This window comes from Micromonospora vinacea, from assembly GCF_015751785.1.
GTDB classification, from domain to species: Bacteria; Actinomycetota; Actinomycetes; order Mycobacteriales; family Micromonosporaceae; genus Micromonospora; species Micromonospora vinacea.
Map to the genome: position 1 here is coordinate 5353286 of NZ_JADOTY010000001.1, position 21499 is coordinate 5374784.

The 21499-nt window shown below is 73.2% G+C and carries 17 protein-coding genes; 13 read left to right on the forward strand and 4 right to left on the reverse strand.

Features of this window, described 5'->3' with window-relative positions:
• Window positions 1-35: 35 nt before the first annotated feature.
• From IW249_RS25195 to IW249_RS25205, 3 genes are all read left to right on the forward strand, one after another.
• Window positions 36-1004 carry a DUF5715 family protein gene (locus IW249_RS25195; RefSeq protein ID WP_196923021.1) on the forward strand — a complete coding sequence of 323 codons (969 nt, stop codon included), beginning with the start codon at window positions 36-38 and terminating at the stop codon, window positions 1002-1004.
• 4 nt (window positions 1005-1008) lie between these two features.
• Window positions 1009-2598, forward strand: coding sequence for an asparagine synthetase B family protein (locus IW249_RS25200; protein WP_196923022.1), 1590 nt, complete (start codon window positions 1009-1011; stop codon window positions 2596-2598).
• A 61-nt stretch (window positions 2599-2659) separates the two neighbouring features.
• Window positions 2660-3490 (forward strand): MerR family transcriptional regulator, encoded by an 831-nt coding sequence (locus tag IW249_RS25205; protein ID WP_196923023.1) that lies wholly within the window; start codon window positions 2660-2662, stop codon window positions 3488-3490.
• A gap of 42 nt (window positions 3491-3532) precedes the next feature.
• Here IW249_RS25205 and IW249_RS25210 read toward each other — a convergent pair whose 3' ends face one another.
• Complete coding sequence (locus IW249_RS25210; RefSeq protein ID WP_196923024.1) at window positions 3533-4744, reverse strand: ArsB/NhaD family transporter; 1212 nt, start codon at window positions 4742-4744, stop codon at window positions 3533-3535.
• Between the two features lie 359 nt (window positions 4745-5103).
• On the opposite strand from IW249_RS25210, the gene IW249_RS25215 reads away from it, so the two are divergent.
• Entirely contained in the window at window positions 5104-6114 is a 1011-nt protein-coding gene (locus tag IW249_RS25215; protein ID WP_196923025.1) for a linear amide C-N hydrolase, read from the forward strand.
• A gap of 75 nt (window positions 6115-6189) precedes the next feature.
• Here IW249_RS25215 and IW249_RS25220 read toward each other — a convergent pair whose 3' ends face one another.
• Window positions 6190-7635: an LVIVD repeat-containing protein gene (locus IW249_RS25220; RefSeq protein WP_196923026.1), complete on the reverse strand. Its 1446-nt coding sequence runs from the start codon at window positions 7633-7635 to the stop codon at window positions 6190-6192.
• Between the two features lie 138 nt (window positions 7636-7773).
• Here IW249_RS25220 and IW249_RS25225 point away from each other — a divergent pair, with 138 nt between their 5' ends.
• The 4 genes from IW249_RS25225 (at window position 7774) to IW249_RS25240 (ending at window position 13032) form a co-directional block, all read left to right on the forward strand.
• Entirely contained in the window at window positions 7774-8481 is a 708-nt protein-coding gene (locus tag IW249_RS25225) for a DUF305 domain-containing protein (protein WP_196923027.1), read from the forward strand.
• 46 nt (window positions 8482-8527) lie between these two features.
• Window positions 8528-9748, forward strand: a complete 1221-nt coding sequence (locus IW249_RS25230; protein WP_196923028.1) for a sensor histidine kinase — start codon at window positions 8528-8530, stop codon at window positions 9746-9748.
• Window positions 9745-10410 carry a response regulator gene (locus IW249_RS25235; RefSeq protein WP_196923029.1) on the forward strand — a complete coding sequence of 222 codons (666 nt, stop codon included), beginning with the start codon at window positions 9745-9747 and terminating at the stop codon, window positions 10408-10410. The genes IW249_RS25230 and IW249_RS25235 overlap by 4 nt, the downstream gene beginning before the upstream one ends.
• Window positions 10411-10557: 147 nt before the next feature.
• Window positions 10558-13032, forward strand: a complete 2475-nt coding sequence (locus IW249_RS25240; RefSeq protein ID WP_196923030.1) for an ABC transporter permease — start codon at window positions 10558-10560, stop codon at window positions 13030-13032.
• A gap of 108 nt (window positions 13033-13140) precedes the next feature.
• On the opposite strand, the gene IW249_RS25245 is transcribed toward IW249_RS25240, so the two are convergent.
• Window positions 13141-14403 carry a nucleotide sugar dehydrogenase gene (locus IW249_RS25245; protein ID WP_196923031.1) on the reverse strand — a complete coding sequence of 421 codons (1263 nt, stop codon included), beginning with the start codon at window positions 14401-14403 and terminating at the stop codon, window positions 13141-13143.
• Between the two features lie 124 nt (window positions 14404-14527).
• Window positions 14528-15898, reverse strand: a complete 1371-nt coding sequence (locus IW249_RS25250) for a serine/threonine-protein kinase (RefSeq protein ID WP_196923032.1) — start codon at window positions 15896-15898, stop codon at window positions 14528-14530.
• Between the two features lie 537 nt (window positions 15899-16435).
• Between IW249_RS25250 and IW249_RS25255 the strand changes: the two genes are divergently transcribed.
• The 5 genes from IW249_RS25255 (at window position 16436) to egtC (ending at window position 21480) form a co-directional block, all read left to right on the forward strand.
• A complete protein-coding gene (locus IW249_RS25255) occupies window positions 16436-17068 on the forward strand; it encodes an RNA polymerase sigma factor (protein WP_196923033.1) in 633 nt (210 codons plus the stop codon).
• 16 nt (window positions 17069-17084) lie between these two features.
• The gene (locus tag IW249_RS25260; protein ID WP_196923034.1) at window positions 17085-17909 is read left to right on the forward strand and encodes a hypothetical protein; all 825 of its coding nucleotides are present in this window, start codon (window positions 17085-17087) and stop codon (window positions 17907-17909) included.
• Between the two features lie 157 nt (window positions 17910-18066).
• Window positions 18067-19302, forward strand: a complete 1236-nt coding sequence (egtA, locus tag IW249_RS25265) for an ergothioneine biosynthesis glutamate--cysteine ligase EgtA (RefSeq protein WP_196923035.1) — start codon at window positions 18067-18069, stop codon at window positions 19300-19302.
• A gap of 20 nt (window positions 19303-19322) precedes the next feature.
• Window positions 19323-20660, forward strand: coding sequence for an ergothioneine biosynthesis protein EgtB (egtB, locus tag IW249_RS25270; RefSeq protein WP_196924951.1), 1338 nt, complete (start codon window positions 19323-19325; stop codon window positions 20658-20660).
• Window positions 20661-20703: 43 nt separating this feature from the next.
• The gene (gene egtC / locus IW249_RS25275; RefSeq protein WP_196923036.1) at window positions 20704-21480 is read left to right on the forward strand and encodes an ergothioneine biosynthesis protein EgtC; all 777 of its coding nucleotides are present in this window, start codon (window positions 20704-20706) and stop codon (window positions 21478-21480) included.
• Window positions 21481-21499: the final 19 nt, after the last annotated feature.

Here is a 21499-nt window from a genome sequence, read left to right on the forward strand (position 1 = left end):
CCACCCAGTGCCGTGACCGGAGAGAGGGACCCGTCATGCGAGTGCCCAGTCGTAGCCCGGGACAGCAGCCCGGTTCGCCTCCGTCACCCACCGCTCCGGCCCGCCGTCGACCCTCCGGCGCGACCCCCCGCCGGGTTCCCGCTCCCGCGCCCGACCTGGCCGCCTACCGGGCTGCCGTCGCCGACCTGCTGGTCGAGGTCGGCGCCCTGGCTGACGCGGCGAGCACCCGGGCCCGGCAGGTGCTCATCGACGAGCGGCTGCGGGAGCCGGCGCTCGCCGCAGTCCTCGACGCCACCCCGCAGGGGCTGATCGGCGCGCGCGAGACGCTGCTGCTGGAGATGGCCCGCTACCAGCCGAACGACCGCACCTCGGCGGCTGACCTCAGCGCGCTGGTCCGGATCTACCTGCTCTCCCGCATCGACGTGCTGTGGTGGCAGGACGCCCCGACCTTCGTCACCGACGACCAGGTCAACGGCAGCGCCGAACTGGTCGACCTGGAGTGGCTGCGCCGCCGCGACCTGCTGCGCTTCCGCTACCAGGAGCAGCCCGCCACCATGCTGGGCCGGGCCGCGCGCGGGCTGCGTCGCCGACTGCGCCCCGACGCCACCCCGCGCACCGCAGGGCTGCTGTTCCGCCGTGCCCGGCGCGAGGTGGTGGCGCTGCTCAACGACATCGGACGGGAGTTCACCGCCGTCGCGCCGCCGGCCACCCCGCCGCTGTGGGTGACCAGCCTGGTCCGCAGCGCCGAGCACCAGTACCGGCTGCGCCGCCTGGGCTACGCGGCGATGCTGCCCAGCGGGCACTGCCTCGGCTACTCGGCCGACGTCGAGCTGGCCTGGTTCGAGCGGTTCGGCGCGCGCGAGGCTCTCGCGGAGCTGCTGCTGAGCCGGCAGGAGGCCGGTGAGCTGAACGTGATCGACGAGGGGCAGGCCTGGCACCTGTGTCTCGCGCCCACCGCCCGGCGCCGCCTACGCCGGGCGTACGAGGCCGAGATGGGGGTCTGAGCCGGTGTGCGGCATCGCGTTGAGCATCGGCCCGGAGGCCGACCCGGCGACCTTCCGGCGGATGCTCGCCGCCCTGGCCCCGCGCGGTGAGGTCACCGAGACCCGCTCCGAGAGCGGGCTGCTCGCCGGCACCCGCCGGCTGCGCGTGGTGGACCGGGACCGGTCGGTGCAGCCGTGGACGTCGACAGACGAGCGGTGGCTGCTCTGCTTCAACGGCGAGATCTTCAACTACCGGGAGTTGCGGGCGCAGCTGACCCGCCTGGGGCAGGCCTTCCGCACCGAGGGCGACACCGAGGTGCTGCTCGCCGCGTTCCAGCAGTGGGGCGAGGCAGCGGTGACCCGGCTCCGCGGTGAGTACGCCTTCGCCGTCGTCGAACGGGCCACCGGCCGGGCCTACCTGGCCCGCGACCCACTCGGGGTCAAGCCGCTGTACTGGTCCCGTCGGCCCGGTTGCCTGCATCTCGCCTCCGAGGTCAAGGCGCTCGTCGGGCACGGCGCCCCGATCGCCGAGGTGCCGCCCGGGCACCACGGCTGGGCGGAGGCGGACGGGCACGTACGGCTGAGCCCGTACGTCGACCTGCTCACCATCGGCGACGGTCTGCCGGTCATCGACGACCCGGACGAGGCCGCGCTGCTGGTCCGCGCCGCGCTCAGCGACGCGATCCGGATGCGGGTGGAGACCGACCTGACCGTCGGGGTGGTGCTCTCCGGTGGGCTGGACAGCTCGTTGACCCTGCGGCAGGTGCGCGACATCCACCCGGACTGCGTGGCGGTGACCGTCGGCGTCGCGGACAGCCCCGACGTGGCGTACGCCCGGCGGCTCGCCGCCGACCTCGACGTGCCGCACGTGGTGGTCGAGCTGCGTCCGCGCGACATCCGGCTCGCCGACGTCCGCGAGGCCATCCGGATCTCCGAGCTGACCGAGTACGGCGACATCATCAACGCGGTCGTCTCGGTGCCGATCTTCCGGCGGCTCCGCGACCTGGGCGTCAAGGTGGTGTTGACCGGCGACGGCTCCGACGAGCTGTTCGGCGGGTACCCGATGTACCACCAGGTCGGCCCGGCGGCGGCCCGCAGGCTGTTCCTGCACCGGATCCGCAACCTGTGCCGCACCGAGTTGCAGCGCGTCGACCGGGCCGCCATGGCACACGGGGTGGAGGCCCGGGTGCCGTTCCTCGACCTCAGCGTCGTGGAGCTGGCGATGCGGCTGCCGGTGGACCTGAAGCTGCGCCACGGGCAGGAGAAGTGGATCGTCCGGCGGGCGTTCGCCGACGTGCTGCCCGACTACATCCTCCGCCGTCCGAAGAACCCGATGTCGTACTCGTCGGGGTTGCACGAGCGGGTGCGGCTGTACAAGCCGCTCTTCGCCCGGCTGCACCGCTCGTTCGGCTACGACCTGCAGGAGCCGGTCCGACGGGACTTCGACACAGTCCTCAGCCGCTGCGGCAACGACCTGGACCGGGCCATCGCCGACGGGCTGACCCGACCCGACTACACGGTGCTGGAGCACGCCCGCGACCTGGTCGGCGCGGCCAAGTGGAACGCGGCGCCGATGGTCCGCCGGCTGGTCGGCCCGCGCCCGGCCCGGCACTGACGGCCGCCCCGCACGCCACGCTTGACTCTGACACGGTGTCAGGGACGAGCGTGAGGGGACCATGTTCACCATCGGAGACTTCGCCCGACTCGGCAGGGTGTCGGTGCGGATGCTGCGTCACTACGACAGCATCGGCCTGCTGCGCCCCGCCAGCGTCGACCCGCACACCGGCTACCGCTCCTACCGCGCCGACCAGTTGCGCCGGCTCAACCGGGTGATCGCCCTCAAGGAACTGGGCCTCACCCTCGAACAGGTGCGCGCGATCGTCGACGACGCCGTCGACGTGGCCGAGCTGCGCGGCATGCTGCGGCTTCGCCGGAGCCAACTGGCGGAGCAGTTGGCCGCCGACACGGCCCGGCTCACCGCCGTCGAGGCGAGGCTCCGAATGATCGAGTCGGAGGGTCGGATGACCACCCAGGACGTCGTACTCAAGGAGATCGCACCGGTTCGCGTCGCGGAGCTGACCGCCGTCGCGCCCAGCTACCAGAGTGAGGACATCGGCCCGGTGATCCAGCCGCTCTATCCGGAGCTGTTCCGTCGGCTGGACGCCGCCGGGATCACCCCCACGGGGCCGGGCATCGCCTGGTACGAGCCGGCTCCCGGTGACGACGGCGACGCCGTGGTCGTGCACGCCGCGGTGACGGTCGGCGTCGGCGCGAGCGCGGCGTCCGACGTGGCGGTGGTGGACCTGCCGGGGCTGCGCAACGCGGCGACGATCATCCATCACGGTGCGATGGACGACGTCGAGCCGAGCATGCAGGCGCTCGCCCGGTGGATCGAGGAGAACGGCTACCGCACCGACGGCTTCGCCCGGGAGGTCTACCTCGAGTACTGCGCGGACACCCCGGAGAAGGGCGTCACCGAACTCCAGGTAGCCGTGTATCGGGACTGAGCCCGCCCACCGCGCAGCGGGCCTGCGCCGGCGGTCGGGTGCTCAGGTCACCAGCAGCAGCGCGCCGACCGCGGCGAGCGTCGCGGTGACCGCGAGCACGGTGCTGGTCACCACGAACCGGGTCACCGGCACCGCCACCCCGGCCGCCCGGCAGCGCTCGAACCAGAGCAGGGTGGCCAGTGACGCCCAGGGGGCGGCCAGCGGGCCCACGTTGGTGCCGATCAGCAGAGCCAACAGGCGGGTGTGGTCACCGGAGGGCAGCACCGACTCGCCGGCCAGGTAGGCGGGCAGGTTGTTCACCGCGTTGGCGAGCAGTGCTCCGGTGCCACCGGCGCGCAGGGCGCCCAACGCGCCACCGTCGGCGCCGACCAGGCTGCCGACCAGGTCGTCCAGCCCGTGCCGGCCAAGGGTCTGCACCACCAGGAACAGGCCGGTGACGAAGAACAGCAGGCGCACCGGGACCAGCCCCGGGCGCAGCGTGGCGGGGGAGCGGACCAGGAAACCGACCAGTACCAGCGCGAGCCCGACGGTGGAGGCGATCTCGATCTCCACGCCGGCGAGGATGCCGGCGACGAAGATCAGGCAACCGGCGAGCGCCGTACGGTGCAGCACCGGGTCGGCCGGCACGTGCCGGGTCGGCGTGACGAAACGCCCACCGAGGGGCTGCTCCCTCCGCCACCACCCGAACCAGAGCAGGGCCATGGTGACCGCCACGGCGGCGAGCTGCGGCAACGCCATCCGAGCCGCGTACGCCAGGGGTGCCAGCCCGACCCGGTCGGCGGCGAGCAGGTTGGTCAGGTTCGACACCGGCAGCAGCAGGCTGGCGGTGTTCGCCAGCCAGACCGTGGTGACGGCGAGCGGGGCGGCGGGGATCCGCAGGTTCCGGGCCAGCGCGAGCAGCACCGGGGTGAGCAGCACGGCGGTGGTGTCGAGGTTGAGCACGAGGGTGGTCAGCGTGGCGAGGCCACCGCAGAGCAGGAACAGCACTGCCCACCTGCCCCGGGAGGCGATGGCCAGTCGGCTGGCCAGCACGTCGAAGACACCGGCCACGGCGGTCAGCTCGGCGAGCACGATTACAGTGCCGAGGAACAGCAGCAGCGGCAGGATCCGGTGCAGGGTGGCGGTGGTCTCCGCGCGGGGGAGCAGCCCGCTCAGCGCGCAGGCCGCCCCGACCACGGCGAGGACGGCCGCCACCAGGTCCAGCGGGTGGGGCCGCCAGCGCGTGGTCGGTTCGGGCGGGGCGGCAACTGTCACATCTGTTCACGTTGGCACAGCGTCTGGCCAGCCGGTTCGCAACCCCCGTCCTGGTGACGGGCCCCACCGTGCCCGCCCGAGAACCCGGTGTCACACCCGGTCCGGGCCCGTCACGTCCGGCAACGCCAGGTCCGATCCCCGCCAGCAATCCCATTGGCGGCGGGCCAGGCTGGCCCGATGACGACCAGCACCAACTTCCGCGTGCTCGCCCTGCCGACCGCAACTGTCGACACCATCCACCGAACCGGCCGCGACGCTGCTTCATGTTCGCCGTGGAGCGGGCCGACAGCTGACGCCACCAGCCGCACCGGGCGGCGTAGGCGAGCAACCGTCGACCGGCCCCATCGCGTCCTATGGATATGCGCAAGACCCTGCCGGCCGCCGCGACGGCCCTCCTGCTTGCCCTGACCTCCTGTGCCCCGTCAGAGCCGCCGGGGCCGCCGGAGCCGTCGCGCGTCGGCCCGCCGCCGGCCACCCCGGCCGCCTCCCGCCAGGACCCGGAGCAGGCCGAGCGGACCATGGCCAGCCTGCGCCGGGTGGACGACCTGCCGCTGTACGAGATGACCTACGTCGGGGCGTACGACCCGACGGTGGGCACCGACGCGCCGCCACCCAGCCCGTTCGGGTGCTCGCTGTTCGTCGCCGCGGGCGGCCCCAACCGGCCGGTGTTCGCCCGCAACTTCGACTGGGACGCCAACCCGGCGCTGGTGCTGCGGACCGACCCGCCGGACGGGTACGCGTCCCTCTCGCTTGTCGACATCTCCTACCTCGGGGTCGGTGCGGACCCGGCCGGTGACCGTCGGCTGCTCAACGCGCCGCTGTTGCCCTTCGACGGGATGAACGAGCGGGGCCTCGCGGTGGGGCTGGCCGCCGACGACGCGGCCACGGCCCGCCCCGTGCCGGGCAAGCCCACCGTCGGCTCGGTCCGGATCCTGCGGCTGGTGCTGGACCGGGCCGCCACCGTCGACGAGGCGATCGCCGTCTTCACCGGGCACAACCTCGACTTCGACGGCGGGCCGCCACTGCACTACCTGCTGGCCGACGCGACCGGAGCGTCAGCGGTGATCGAGTTCGTCGATGGTGAGCTGCGGGTGGAACGGGGCGCGGGCGGCTGGCAGGCGCTGACGAACGTGCCGGTCGTCGGGGTGCCCGAGCAGCGGCGGCGTGCGGACCGCCGGTACGGGCAGATCGCCGCCGCGCTGACCGACGCCGGCGGGGTGCTGGACGCCGCCGCGGCGCACCGGCTGCTCGCTGCCGTCCGTCAGGGGCACACCCGCTGGTCCGTCACGTACGGCCTGCGCAGCGGCGAGGTCCGGCTGGTCACCGCGACCGGTGCGGGCGGGCGGCGCTACCGACTGCCGATGAGCTGACGGGTCGGCTCTCCCGGACGTGGCCGGGCCCGGCCCCCGACGATCGGGGACCGGGCCCGGTGTGGTGCGCGGTGCCTACCAGCCGAGGTAGCTGGGCTGGGTCTGCACGTTGAGCTCGGAGTAGCGGGTCAGCTTGGCCGACCAGGTACGCCAGTCGTTCAGCTCCAGGACGTCCAGGCCCTTCACCATGTCGTTGGAGTAGATGTGGCCGTTGTAGTAGTACGCGGACCAGGTGCCGCCGCCGACGAACGTGTCGGCCGAGAGCGGGCCGCGCTCCCAGAAGGCGATCTCCTTCGGGTTGGCCGAGTCGGTGAAGTCGAACACCGAGATGCCACCCTGGTACCACGCCTGGACCATGATGTCCTTGCCGAGCACCGGGATCAGCGAGCCGTTGTGCGCCACGCAGTTCTCGGTGTCGGCGTTCGCCCGGGGGATCTTGTAGTAGCTGCGGAAGGTCATCGTCCGAGCGTTGCCGCGGCCGGCGATGTCGTAGATGGCGTCCGCGCCCCGGTTCGGGCCGACGGTCTCGTTGCAGGTCGCCGCCCCGCCACCACCCAGCTCGTCGGTGAAGATCACCTTGGTGCCGGCGTTGTTGAAGGTGGCCGAGTGCCAGAACGCGAAGTTGACCTCGTCCCGGACCCGGTTGATGACCCGGGGCGCCTCGCGGTTCTTGATGTCGAGCAGGATGCCGTCACCCATGCAGGCGCCGGCGGCCAGGTCCTTCGACGGGTAGGCGGTGATGTCGTGGCAACCGGTGGTCGCCGAGCCGGTCTGGCTGCCGGGGAAGCCACCGTCCGGGAAGAGGTTCGGCGTCGCGACCACTGCCGCGTCGGTCGGCTTCTTCACCGGCACCTTGATGATGGAGATGGAGTCGTGCGGCGGCTGGCAGTCCGGGAATTCGGCCCGCGGGCTGTACGACGAGACGTACAGGTAGACCGCCTTGCGGTCCTTGCCCGGCACCAGGGTGTGGGTGTGTGAGCCGCAGGCGGTCTCGACGGACTTGATGTAGCGCGGGTTGGCCTTGTCCTTGATGTCGAAGACCTTGATGCCCTCCCACGAGCCCTTCACGTCCGCTCCCTGCGTGGTGCTGTTGCAGGAGTCGTCGCTGCGGGACGAGTCGGTGGAGAGGAACAGCAGGTCACCGTGGACGGAGATGTCGTTCTGCGACCCCGGGCAGAGCACCCGGGCCTTGACCGTCGGAGCGCTGGGCCGCGAGATGTCGTAGATGACGAAGCCGTTGTAGTTGCCGGCGAAGGCGTACTTGCCCTGGAAGGCGATGTCGCTGTTTGTCGCGTCCAGTGGAGCGACCTTGGGCAGGTTGGCGATCTGGCGCAGGTTGGGGCTGCTCACGATCTGGTCGACGCCGGGGATCGTGTTGGTGAGCGCGGGGGCCGGGGCCGCCTGCGACACCGTCTGGGCGTTGCTCGCCGGGGCGACGAGGGCGCTGGCGACGAGGAGGCCGGTCGTGGCGAGCGCCACGACACGCAGTTGTCGTAACCGTGGCTTGTGGAGTCTGATCATCGGCGGGGCCCTTCGCAAGGGGGAGACGATGGTTGACACGTTACCGTCCGACGAAGAACGTCGATGTGAGCCGGATCACATGAAAGTGAGTTCTTCAATGGATAGCATCGCGATGACCTCGACTGCAGGGAGTGGCCCATGACCAACCGGCGCGCACGCACCCTGGCGGTCGTCACACTGGCTCTCGCGTTGCCGCTGGTGGTGTTCATGGTGATCCGCCTCGACGGCGACACCGGTACGAGCGCACCACAGCCGGTCTCCGCGCCCGCCACCTCCGCCGCGTCGCCGACGGCCAGCCCCGTCCCCACCGACCTGACCGTCATCGCGCCCGGCCGCCCGGGCGAGACGGCGGCCACCCGCCCCGCGCACGAGGTCCGCGACGCCGGCCCCGCCCCGCACAACTCGCTGGACGTCTGGTTCGTCCGGATGATGATCCCGCACCACGCACAGGCCCTGGCGATGGCGGAGCTCGCCCCCGACCGGGCCGCCGACCCCGACGTCCGGGCCATCGCCGACCGCATCCGGGCCAGCCAGGGGCCGGAGATGGGCATGATGCGCGGCTGGCTGCAGACCCGTGGCCTCCCGGCGGAGATCCAGGGGCACGACCACGGCACCATGCGCGGCATGCAGTCGCCCGAGGCGATGCGGCAGCTCGCCGCGGTCCGAGGCGCGGACTTCGACCGGCTCTTCGTCCGGATGATGACCGAGCACCACCAGGGCGCCATCCAGATGGCGACCGACCTTCTCACTGTCGGCTCCGACCTGACGCTCAACGAGTTCGCCAACTCCGTCGCCACCGAGCAGACCGTCGAGATCGAACGCATGCGCGAGATCCTCGCCCGCTGAGCACGGCTGCGGGCGCGAAGGTTCAGCGTCCCGGCACGTACGCTGGGTGACCGTGAGACGCACAGTGTTCGGCCGCCCGCTGCGCGGCGTCGCCTTCGACGTGGCCGTCGCCGCCCTGGTGGTGCTCGTCTCCCTGGCCGCGGCGGTGAACCAGCCGGGCGGTTGGGCGGCCACGGCGGTCGGCGTGGCGATGGCAGTGGCGCTGCTGTTCCGCCGCACCCACCCGAGCGCGGTGACGGTCGCGATCGCGGTGCTCGCCCTGGTCCAGGTGATCGCCCGCTGGGGTCCGCTCATCTACGACGTGGCCGTCCTGATCGCCCTCTACAGCGTGGTGAAGTACGGCCGGCGGCTGCGCGACGGCGTCCTGGCCGGCGCGGTCGCGGCCGTTGGCGTGCTGCTGGCCGCCGCGCAGACCCCCAACGTCATCCAGTGGTGGGTGACCGCGCTGTGGTACGCGCTGGTCACCGGGGCGGTGTGGTTGGTCGCGCTGAACGTGCGGACCCGCCGGCTCTACGTGCTCAGCCTGGAGGAGCGGGCCACCACCCTGGAACGCGAGCGGGAGGCCGAGTCCCGGGCGGCGGTCGCCGAGGAGCGCACCCGGATCGCCCGTGAACTGCACGACGTGGTCGCCCACAGCATGGCCGTGATGATCGTCCAGGCGGACGGGGCCCGGTTCATGCTCGACCGTGACCCCGCCCAGGCGCGTACCGCCGTGAAGGTGGTCGCGGACACCGGCCGGCAGGCGCTGGAGGAGATGCGCCGGCTCGTCGGCGTCCTGCGTGACGCCGGTCCGGCCGGCCCGGACGGGGCCGACGGGTTGGCGGTGGCGGCCGACCCCGAGCACCGCCGCCTCGCCCTGGCCGAGCTGCCCGAGCTGCTGGCCCGGTTCGACGACGCCGGGCTGCACGTCCGCAGCACCGTCACCGGTACGCCACCGGCCCTGCCGCCGGGTCTGGAGCTGACCGTCTACCGGGTGGTGCAGGAGGCGCTGACCAACGCGCTCAAGCACGCCGGCGTCGGCGCCGGCGTCGAGGTCGTCCTGTCGTACACCGCCGAGGCCGTCGTGGTCCGGGTGGTCGACGACGGTCGCGGCCGTCCGCTGGTCAGCCCGGCGCCGCCCGGCGGTCACGGTCTGCTCGGCATGCGGGAGCGGGTGACGGTGTACGACGGCAGCCTCACCGCCGGCCCCCGGCTGACCGGGGGGTGGCAGGTCGAGGTCCGGCTGCCGCTACGGTCAGAGCCGGCAACGGAGGTGATCGCGGCATGACGGTCCGGGTAGTGATCGTGGACGACCAGGCGCTGGTCCGCGCCGGGTTCCGGATGGTGCTGGACTCCCAGCCCGACCTGGAGGTCGTCGGGGAGGCGATCGACGGCGCGGACGCCCTGCGGGTGCTCGCCCGCACCGAGGCCGACGTGGTCGTGATGGACATTCGGATGCCCACCATGGACGGGGTGGAGGCGACCCGTCGGCTCTGCGCCGAGCGGCCCGCCGGCGGCCCCCGGGTGCTGGTGCTGACCACCTTCGACACCGAGGCGGACGCGTTCGCGGCGCTGCAGGCCGGGGCGAGTGGCTTCCTGCTCAAGAACGTCCCGCCGGAGGAGCTGCTGGCCGCGATCCGGGTGGTGGCCCAGGGTGACTCGGTGGTGGCGCCGTCGATCACCCGGCGCCTGCTGGACCGGTTCGCCGGGCAGCTCGGTGCCGCGCCGAGCGCCGACCCTCGACTCGCGCAGCTCACCGACCGGGAACGGGAGGTGCTGCTGCTGGTCGCCCAGGGGCTGTCCAACGCGGAGATCGCCGCCCGGGTGCACGTGGCTGAGGCGACGGTGAAGACCCACGTCGGGCGGATCCTGGCGAAGCTGCAGCTGCGCGACCGGGTCCAGGCGGTGGTCCTGGCGTACGAGAGCGGGCTGGTCACGCCCGGCGGATGACACCGGGTACGACCTGGGTCGTAGCGGCCGGCGGGTGCACCGCGACCCGGGGCGCACGCAGGTCGAGCGCGCAGGTGGAGATCGACAGACCGGTGCCGGCCATAGCGTCGGAGGGGTCCGATCCGTCACCTGCACCGGGAGCCCCGCATGATCCGCCTGACCCTGCGTTCGCTGCGCGCCGAGGCGCTGCGCATGCTGCTCTCGGCGCTCGCCGTCGTGCTCGGCGTCGCGTTCGTCGCCGGCACGATGATCTTCGTCGACGGGATGCGGAGCGGGGCGTACGAGCGGGCCGGCACCTTCGACCGCCACACCGACCTGGGGGTCTACTCGGCCGGCCGGGAGGTGCTACCCCCGGCCCTGGTCGACCGGGTGCGGACGGTCGACGGGGTGGCCGCCGCCGGCGGTGAGCTGACAAACACCGCCGGGATCGTCGGCGCCGACGGTCGGCCGGTGCTCGGGTTCACCGTGCTCGTCGCCATCCCCACCGAGGACGCGCTGCGCTCGTACGACGTGGTGGCCGGCCGGTTGCCCGACCGGGCCGGGGAGGTGGTGCTCGACGCGCCGACGGCGGCCGAGCAGGGCTTCGGGCTCGGCGCGGCGGTCCGGATCGGCGCCACCGGCGGCGCGGCCCGCCCGTACACAGTGGTCGGCACCGTCGACGTGGCCGGCACCGCCCGCGACGTCGGCGGTCCGTTCGTGGGCATGGTCGGGCCGGACGCGTTGGCCCTCACCGGCGAGCGGGGCTACGGCCGCATCATGGTGGCGGCCCGACCGGGCACCGACGTCGCGGCGCTGACCGAGCGGGTACGCGCCGTGGCCGGCGCCGAAGCCACAGTGAAGAGTCGCCAGCAGATCCTCGACGAGGCCGTGGAGGACGCGGTCCGCAACGTGGACCAGTTCCGTATGCTGCTGTTGATCTTCGTGGGGGTCGCGATCGTGGTGGCCGGCTTCGTGATCGCCAACACCTTCGCGATCGTGCTGGCCCAGCGCACCCGACGCACCGCGCTGCTGCGCCTGATCGGCGCCACCCGGGGCCAGGTCTTCCGGTCCACAGTTCTGGAGTCGGCCGTGCTGGGGCTGGTCGCCTCCGCGCTCGGGGTCCTGCTCGGGGTGGGCCTCGCCGGCGGGATGCGGCTGCTGCTGTCCCGACTGGACGTGCCGGTCACCGGGGACCTGACCGTGGCCGGTTCGACAGTGCTGACCGGCCTGCTGCTGGGCACCGGGCTCACCGTGTGCGCCGCCCTGCTGCCGGCCTGGCGGGGGACCCGGATCGCCCCGGTGGCCGCGCTCACCGACGCCGCGGTGCAACCCAGCCGGGGTGCTGGTCGGGTGCGGCTGAGCATCGGCGCGGTGGTGCTCGCCGTCGGTGTCGCCGCGCTGGTCGGCGCCGCCAGCGCCGGCCAGCTGCTGCTGGTGGCGGTCGGTGGGGTGCTCACCTTCTTCGGGATCGTGCTGTTCGGGCCGGTGCTCGTCCCGGCGCTGGCCCGCGTGTTCGGCTGGCCGGTACGACGCGTGCTCGGCGCCACCGGTGAGCTGGCTGTCGCCAACACGGTGCGCAACCCACGCCGGGTCGCCGCGACAGCCACCGCACTGGTGATCGGGATCGGACTGGTCTCAGCCTTCATGGTCGGTGCGCGCAGCACCAAGGACGGCATCGAACGCAGCGTGGACGCTCAGATCGGGACCGACTTCGTGGTCAGCGGAATCGGTCAGGACCTACCGGCCGCGCTCGTCGGTGAACTCGCCTCCCGCCCCGAGTTGGGTGTGGTGCACGAGCAGCGCAGCGCCGTTGTCGACGACGTCGAGATCCGCGCGGCCCACCCGGCTCTGGTGGGCCGGACGCTGAGCGGGGTGCTGGCCGGCGACGCCGAGCGGGTCGGGCCGGGGCAGGTGCTGGTGCACAGCGAGTTGGCGCGGGTCCGCGGCTGGCAGGTGGGCTCGCCGGTGACCATCCGGGGGAAGCCGTTCCGGGTGGCCGCCGTGGTCACCGACGACACTCCCGGCCGTGAGGTGCCAGCGGGTCACGTCATCGACCTGTCCGACCAGGACTTCGCCGCGCTCTTCCCCGCCCAGCGCGGCTACCTGGCCGAGATCGACCCCGCCGCCGGGGTGAGCCCCGAGCGGGCCCGCGACGCGATCACCGCGGTGCTCGGCCGCTACCCGACGGTGAACCTGATGGACCAGGGCGCGTACAAGAAGATGCTCACCGGCACTGTGGACATGCTGCTCGCCTTCGTCACCGCGCTGCTCGGCCTGGCCGTGGTGATCGCCCTGGTCGGCGTGGCGAACACGCTGAGCCTGTCGGTGGTCGAACGCACCAGGGAGAACGCCGTGCTGCGAGCGGTCGGGCTCACCCGAGCACGGATGCGGGCGGTGCTCGCCGTCGAGGCGGTGCTGATGGCGCTCGTCGGCGCGGTGCTCGGCATCGGGCTCGGCACCGGAGTCAGCGCGTCCACGATGGCCCTGCTGGACCGCCTCGGCGGCGACTTCCACGTGGTGCTGCCACTCGGCCAGCTCGGGCTGATCCTCGGCGTCGCGGTGCTGGCCGCCCTGCTCGCCTCGGTGCTGCCGGCCCGCCGGGCGCTGTCCCGCCCGGTCGTCGAGGCGCTCGCCGACCAGTGACCCGGTCGCGGTCCGGACCGGACGGGTCTCGCCCCGGCCACCGGACGGACATCCGCCGGCCGGTCCCGCCATCTTCCCCGGCGGCGGGACCGGCCAGCGGCGCCGGGTCTACAGGCGCTCGACCATCGGGCCGACGCACCGGTTACGGGTGTCGAAGACGTAGCGGGCGTGCTTGACCACGAGATCGTAGTCGAAGGCGTCGTGGTCGGTGACCACCACCACCGCGTCGGCAGCCCGCACCTCCCGCTCGGTGAGCCCGACCACCGTGACCCCGGCGGGGATATGGTGCGCCTCCGCGTACGGCTCGACGGCGTGCACCTCGGCGCCGAGGGCCTGCAGCCGGCGCGCCACGTCGACAGCGGGGGAGTCGCGCATGTCGCCGGTGTTTTTCTTGTACGCCAGACCGAGCAGCAGGAGTCGGGCGCCGCTGACGGCCCGACTGTCCCGGTTCAGCCCCGCCATGATCCGCTGCGCGACGTGTTCGGGCATCTCGTGGTTGACGTCGTTGGCCAGCTCGATGAACCGGAACTGCCGTCCGAGGCGGCGCTTGACCTGCCACGACAGGTAGCACGGGTCGATCGGCAGGCAGTGCCCGCCGACGCCGGGGCCCGGCCGGAACGGCAGGAAGCCGAACGGTTTGGTCGAGGCGGCGTCGATCGCCTGCCAGACGTCGATGTCGAGGTGGTGCGAGAGCATGGTCAGCTCGTTGATCAGCGCGATGTTGACCTGGCGGAAGGTGTTCTCGATCAGCTTGGTCAGCTCGGCGACGCGGGTGGAGTCCACCGGTACGGTGCGTTCCACGAGGCGCTGGTAGAACTCGTCCACCCGGGCCAGCGACGCCGGGTCCACACCGGAGACCACCTTCGGGGTGTTCTCCAGTCGCCAGGTCGGGTTGCCCGGGTCGATCCGCTCCGGGCTGTAGCCGAGGTGGAAGTCGCCGGGGCTGGTCAGCCCGCTGGCCGACTCCAACAGCGGGCGCAGCAGCTCCTCGGTGGTGCCCGGGTAGGTGGTCGATTCCAGGATCACCGTGCAGCCCGGACGGACGTACGGGCCGATACCGATGCCGGCCTGCTCGACGAAGCTCAGGTCCGGGGTGCCGTCACGCAGCGGGGTCGGCACCGTGATGACGCAGATGTCGAACCCGTCGGCGTCGGTGTACTCCGTGCTGGGGTGGTAGCGGCCGCTGCCCAACGCCCGGCCCAGCCGATCGGCCGGGATGTCCTCGACGAACGACTCGCCGGAGGCGAGACGCTTCACCCGGTCGGCGTCCACGTCGAGACCGACCACGTCGAGCCCCGCCTCGACAGCCCGCATGGCCAGTGGCAGCCCGACATACCCCTGACCGATGACGACCAGCTTTTCAGCGCTCACCCAGGCTCCCGCAGCAGATGGTGTAAATGGCCTGCTGAGAGCGTAGAGGCGTCTTCGGCGACGTAAGTCCGTTTTGGGGATATCGGTGCTGGTGGGACCGCCGGGGTCGGCGACAGCGGGCGGCTCAGCCGCCCGCCGGCACCTCTGGATCAACCGGCGCGCTCGACGTGGGGGCTGGATCGGACGGCGGCGCGCCGGTCGTCGGCGGCGCGCCCGTCGTGGGCGCCGCGCTGGTCGGCGGCGCCGTGGTGACGCCCGTCGTCGGCGTCGGCGGACCGACCGTCTGGCTCGGCTGCAGACTCGGCGTGGCGGAGACCGAGGCCGACGGGGCGTTGCCGGGGAGGCGTGGCCGGTCGGGCCGGCCCGGCTCGACGCTGGTGATCTGCTCGTTCGCCGCGGGCAGGTCGACGGGGCCGCTCGGCGCCACCGTCGGCGAGGTGGTCGGCAGATGGACCGCCGGCTCGCCGGCGTTGCGCGCCGCGGCCAGAGCCGCGCCGAGCCCGACCAGCGCGACCAGCACTGCCGCAGCCGCGCCGACCAGCGGACCCCGGCGTCGCTGGGCCCGCGACCCGCTCGCCACCGCCGCGCCCGCCGGAACGTCCGTGCGAGTGCCCGGACCAGCGTCGCGCAGCGCGACCGGCGTGGCCATCGCCGTCGGCGGCTCACCGCCGGTGACCGCCGTCCGGGCGGCCTCGGCCATCGCCGCTCCGCTGGTGAACCGCTCCAGCGGATCCTTGGCCAGGGCCCGCGACACCAGGGCGCGGACCGCCTCCGGAATGTCGTGCGGCAGCTCCGGCGGCTCGTCGTCCAGGTGCCGCACGGCGACCTGGAGCGGGTTGTCCCCAGTGAACGGTGGACTGCCGGTGAGGCAGCAGTAGGTGACCGCGCCCAGGGCGTAGATGTCGGTGGCACCGCTGACCGGCCGGCCGGCGGCCTGCTCGGGAGCCATGTAGAGGGCGGTGCCCGGCACCGCGTTGGTGCTGGTGATGCTGGTGATGTCGGTGGAGCGGGCCACGCCGAAGTCGACCAGGACGACAGTGCCGTCCTCCTGCACCAGCAGGTTGCTGGGCTTGACGTCGCGGTGCACGATGCCGCCGCGATGCGCCGCGTTGAGCGCTGCCGCCGCCTGCGCCACGATCGACATCGTCTCGGCCACGTCGAGCCGCCCGGCCGCCTCGATCCGCTTGGACAACGGCTCACCGGCGACGAACTCCATGACGAGGTAGTCCGCCCGGCCGCCGTCGGGGAGGTCGTCCTCGCCGCAGTCGAAGACCTGCACGATGCCGGGGTGCCGCAGCGCCGCCATGATCCGAGCCTCGGCGCGGAACCGGGCGATGAAATCGGGATCGGAGACCAACGCCGGCAGCAGAACCTTGACCGCGACCTGCCGGCCGAGGATCAGGTCGGAGGCACGCCAAACGTCGCCCATGCCGCCCGTGGCGACACGTTCGTCCAAGCGGTAGCGACCGCTGAGCACGACCTCCGATGACAACACGGCATTACCGTACCCAGAGTGGCGCGGGCCGGCGCGCTGCGGCCGGGCCGCCGGGTGGCTGGTTCAGCCTGGCTGATCCGGCCTGACCTGTGTGGACGCTCGCTGTCGGTGACGCTGCGAATCTGCGGTGTCACGAAAAGCGACAATTTTCGTCGTCCGGGTCCTCGATGGTGGCAAGAAACCGCCTTCGGGCGCCATTGGCGTCCGCTGCTCACAAGACGTTACGACGACGCGCCGTCCCGTCGGGTTGATAATTGTCACTCTTCCGTGACGCGACGCCGACTTGTCGCGCCGTGAGCCCGCTCCTAGCGTTAGCCCGGCTCGGCCCCGCCCGGCTACCTCGGCGGGCAGCGCGCCGATCGACCCCCTGGCGTTGGCCCCGGACACGCCGCCCCGACAATCATGGTCGAGGGCACGATCAGAGCGGCGGAGGGCGGTGTGGGTGCGAATGCTGATCGGACGGACGGCTCGTACCGCGTGGCCTGCTCCGGTGCGGCGCGTCGGGCCGGCACGCCCCGGACGATGCGTGGGCCGCGAATGACCGCCGACCTGTCGGAGGTGGTGAGCGCCGCGCAGGCCGGAGACGAGGAGGCGTTCCGCTTCCTCTACCGCAGCCTCCAGCCCGGGCTGCTGCGGTATCTGACCACGCTCGTCGGGGCCGACGCCGAGGACGTCGCCTCCGAGACCTGGCTCCAGATCTCCCGTGACCTGCCCGGCTTCACCGGGGGCGAGTTCCGCGCCTGGGCCGTCACCATCGCCCGTAACCGCGCGATGGACCACCTGCGCCGGATGCGCCGCCGCCCCTCGCTCCCGGTCCCGGTGCAGGCGCTCGTCGAGCTGGCCAGCGACGCGGACACCGCCGAGCGAGCCAACGAGACGATCGGCACCGAGACCGCCCTCGCGCTGATCGCCACCCTGCCGCCCCGGGAGGCCGAAGCGGTTCTGCTGCGGGCCGTGATCGGGCTGGACGCGGGATCAGCCGGCCGGGTGCTGGGTCGCCGTGCCGGCGCCGTGCGGACCGCCGCCCACCGAGGCCTACGCCGGCTCGCGGTCCTGCTGGAGCGGCAACACCCGGCCGGGTCGCCGGTCGGGGTCGAGGGGGTGCCGCCGCCGCGCACCGGGAGCGGCCCCGCCCTGCGGGCACCGCACACGGAACCGGCGGACGGCTGACGTGAGGGGACTCCCGATGAACCCGTTCCGGCGGGCCGACCACGCCGACACCGAGCGGCTGCTCGACTCGGCCCACGCCCGGGTGGACACCACGCCCGATCTGGGCCACTCCGTCACGCCCACGGACGTCGACGCGAACTCCCCTGAGGCGCATCTGAGCGCCCCGAACGTGCCCCCGGCCGAGCCGGTGGCCGCGCTGCTCGCCGCGGCGGCTGGCCCCGTCCGTCCGGGCGAGCTGGCCGGCGAGGAGGCCGCGTTGGCCGCGTTCCGAGCCGCCCGGGCCAACCCGGCGCCGGCCGGGCCGCAGCCACCACGCCGTCGCCGGGTGACCACCGGCGCGGTGGCCTGGATCGGGGCGGTGGCGGCCACCGCCACCGCCGGGGCCGCCTTCGCCGCGGTCACCCGGGACCGAGCGCCGGATCCGGTCGTCCCGGCCCCGTCGCACCCGTCACCCTCGGCGCACCAGAGCGAACCCCGCTCCGCCGGGCCCGGTCGGTCGGTGGGACCCGGCTTCCCGTCGCCGGGTGCGCCGCCGCCGGTCACCGCCACACCACCGGCCAGCACCGCCCCCGCCGACCAGCTGCACGGACTGTGCCGCGCGTGGCGGGCCAAGAAACCCGACCAGCGGGAGGGGGCACTGCGCACACCGGCCTTCCAGCGGCTGGTGACCGCCGCCGGCGGCCCTGCCGACGTGGAGGCGTACTGCCAGCGGCTGGTGCCCGAACCGGAGCCGACCGAATCGGTAGAGGTCACGCCCTCCGGGTCGGCGAAGATCAAGCCGTCCCCATCGGCGAAGGCGCCACCGTCACCGCCGCGACCGGGCCACCCCGTCGGCGGCTGAGCGCGGCCCGGCCGCAGCGGTTTGGTTCCGCCCTGCACCGGAAATTCGTCTGCTAGACAGAGGTTGGTGGCACGGTGCTCGCCCCCGGCAGTGTCGGTGGGTGGGTTTACGGTGGCACAGTGTGCCGGACCCGGCGCACGGAGAGGGGGCTCGACCCTTGGTGACGTCACCCGACCTGGACCGCAGCGCCATTCTGCACGAGTCCGCAGCCGCAGTCCGACACCTCGCCCGGATCTGCTTCAAGACCGGCCCACCCACCCACACCGGCGTCGAACTGGAATGGACCGTGCACGACGCCGCCGATCCCGCCCGCCCTGTCGACGCGACGCGGCTGCGGGCGGCGCTGGGGCGGCACAGCCCCGCAACGTTGGATGCCACCAGCCCGGCCGAGCCGCTTCGACACGGCGGCATGGTCACCCTGGAGCCGGGTGGCCAGTTGGAGATCTCCACCCCGCCCCGCCCCTCGGTCGCCGCGTTGATCCGCGCCACCGAGGCCGACATCGCCCAGGTCACCGACCTGCTGGCCACCGCCGGGCTGATTCTGGGCCGCAGCGGCATCGACCCCCACCGACGGCCCCGCCCGGTGGTGGAAACCCCCCGCTACCGCGCGATGCGCGGGGCCTTCGACCGCCGTGGCCCGGCCGGCCGCACGATGATGTACAGCACCGCCGGCCTGCAGATCTGCCTCGACGCCGGCGAGCCGGACCAGGTCGCCGACCGCTGGTCCGCTGCCCACGCGGTCGGGCCCGCACTGCTCGCGACGTTCGCCTCTGCCGCTCGACATGCCGGACGGCGCACGGGTTGGGCTTCCGCCCGGATGGCCGCCTGGCTGGCCATCGACCCGACCCGGACCCGCCCGGTCTGGTCGCCCGCCCGCGCCGGGGACGATCCGACCGACACCTGGATCAGTTACGTGCTCGCCGCGCCGCTGCTCTGTCTGCGCCGGCACCACGCCGACTGGGCAGCACCACCCGGCGTGACCTTCGCCAACTGGCTCGACGGCGCGCTGCCACAACCGCCCACCACCGATGACCTCGACTACCACGTCAGCACGCTCTTTCCGCCGGTGCGGCCGCGCGGCTACCTGGAGCTGCGCTACCTGGACGCCCAACCCGACCGGGACTGGCGGCTGCCGTTGGCGGTGCTGACCGCTCTGTTCAGCGACCCGGGCACCGTGCGCGAGGCGTACACGATCGCCATGCCCGTGGCCGACCGCTGGTCGGCCGCCGCCCGGCACGGCCTGGCCGACCCGGCGTTGGCCGCCGTCGCGGCGGCCCTGCTCGACCTGGCCCTGACCGCCCTGCCCCGGCTGGAGCTGCCGGCCGGCACCCACGACGAGGTTCAGCGAGGTGTACGACGGCGGCTGGCCGCCGCAGAGAGGAGAGACCAGTGAGCGCGAGGAGTGAGCCGGGGTTGCGAGCCCCGCAGTCTGGTCGGGTCGACGGGGAGCAGTTGCGCGACCGCATCGCTGTGGAGTTGGCGCGGGCCCGCGCCCGCACCACGTTGTTGACCGAGGTGGTCGACGACGCCGACCTGATGCGCCAGCATTCGCCGCTGATGTCGCCGCTGGTCTGGGATCTCGCCCACGTCGGTAATCAGGAGGAGCTGTGGTTGGTCCGGGACGTCGGGGGCCGGGAGCCGGTCCGGTGTGACATCGACGAGTTGTACGACGCGTTCAAGCAGCCGCGTCGGGACCGCCCGGCGCTGCCCCTGTTGCCGCCCGGGGAGGCGCGTGCCTACCTGGCCACGGTTCGGGACAAGGTGCACGATCTGCTCGACGCGGTGGCCTTCACCGAGCGCCCGTTGGTCGCCGACGGGTTCGCCTTCGGCATGATCGTGCAGCACGAGCAGCAGCACGACGAGACCATGCTCGCCACCCACCAGCTGCGCTCGGGGCCGGCTGTGCTGCACGCCCCGGCGCCGCCCGAGCCGTCGGCCCGGGTCGGCGCGGAGGTGCTGGTGCCGGCCGGTGAATTCACCATGGGCACCGACACGGATCCGTGGGCGTTGGACAACGAACGTCCGGCGCGCCGGGTCGACCTGCCGGCGTACGTCATCGACGCCGCCCCGGTGACCAACGGCCAGTACGCGGCCTTCATCGCCGACGGCGGTTACACCGAGCAGCGCTGGTGGAGCCCCGCGGGCTGGGAGCATCGGGTTCGGGAGCAGCTCAGCGCGCCGATGCACTGGCGTTCCGACGGCGACGACTGGTCGTATCGGCGTTTCGGTCAGTGGGCGCGAGTCCGCGCCGACGAGCCGGTGGTGCACGTGTGCTGGTACGAGGCGCAGGCGTACGCGGCGTGGGCCGGCAAGCGGCTGCCGACCGAGGCGGAGTGGGAGAAGGCGGCCCGGTGGGATCCGGCGACCGGCCGGTCGCGCCGGTACCCCTGGGGTGACGACGACCCGACCGAGGCGCACGCCAACCTCGATCAGCGCCATCTGCGGCCGGCGCCGGTGGGCGCGTACCCGGCCGGTGCCTCGCCGTTGGGTGTGCACCAGCTCATCGGCGACGTCTGGGAGTGGACCTCGACGGCGTTCGACGGGCATCCGGGGTTCGCCGCGTTCCCGTACCGCGAGTACTCGGAGGTGTTCTTCGGCGGCGACTACCGGGTGCTGCGCGGTGGTTCGTTCGGCACCGACCGTTCTGCCTGCCGGGGCACCTTCCGTAACTGGGACTATCCGATCCGCCGGCAGATCTTCAGCGGTTTCCGCTGCGCCCGGGACGTGCGACCGGACGAGTCGTACCGGTGAGTCGCCGCACGACCGGCGGCCCGGCGGCGGGCCGGGGGCGCTGATGTGTCGCCACCTGGCCTACCTGGGGCCGCCGGTCACCCTCGCCGAGTTGTTGTTCGACCCACCGCACTCGCTGGTGCGGCAGTCCTGGGCGCCTCGGGACATGCGAGGCGGCGGCACCATCAACGCCGACGGGTTCGGCGTGGGCTGGTACCCGGGCGCGGGTGAGCCTGTGCGGTACCGGCGGGCGCAGCCGATCTGGAGCGACCCGACCATCGCCCAGCTCGCGGCGGTGACCCGCAGCGCGGCGGTGGTGGCGGCGGTGCGCTCGGCCACGGTCGGGATGGCGGTGCTCGACGGCGCGGCGGCGCCTTTCGCCGAGGGGCGCTGGCTGTTCAGCCACAACGGTGTGGTGCGCGGCTGGCCGGACGCCGTGGTGCCGCTGGCCGCCGGTCTGCCGGTGCGTGACCTGCTCACCCTGGATGCCGCCACCGACTCGGCGCTGCTCTGGGCGCTGGTGCGGCATCGGCTGCGCGCCGGCGTCGACCCGGTCGAGGCGGTCGGGCGGACGGTGACCGACGTCGCCGCCGCCGCACCCGGGTCGCGGCTCAACCTGCTGCTCACCGACGGGCACCGGGTGGTGGCCAGCGTGGCGGGGCACGCGTTGTCGGTCCGCGAGACGCCGGATTCGGTGCTGCTCGCCTCCGAGCCACACGACGACGGTCCCGGGTGGCGGTCGGTGCCGGAGGGGCACCTGGTCGTCGCCGCCGCGGGCGAGGTGCGGGTACGTCCACTGCCGACCCCGGTGCGTCATGCCGGGCAGGCCGGCAACGGTTGATCGAAAAGAGGAGCGAACC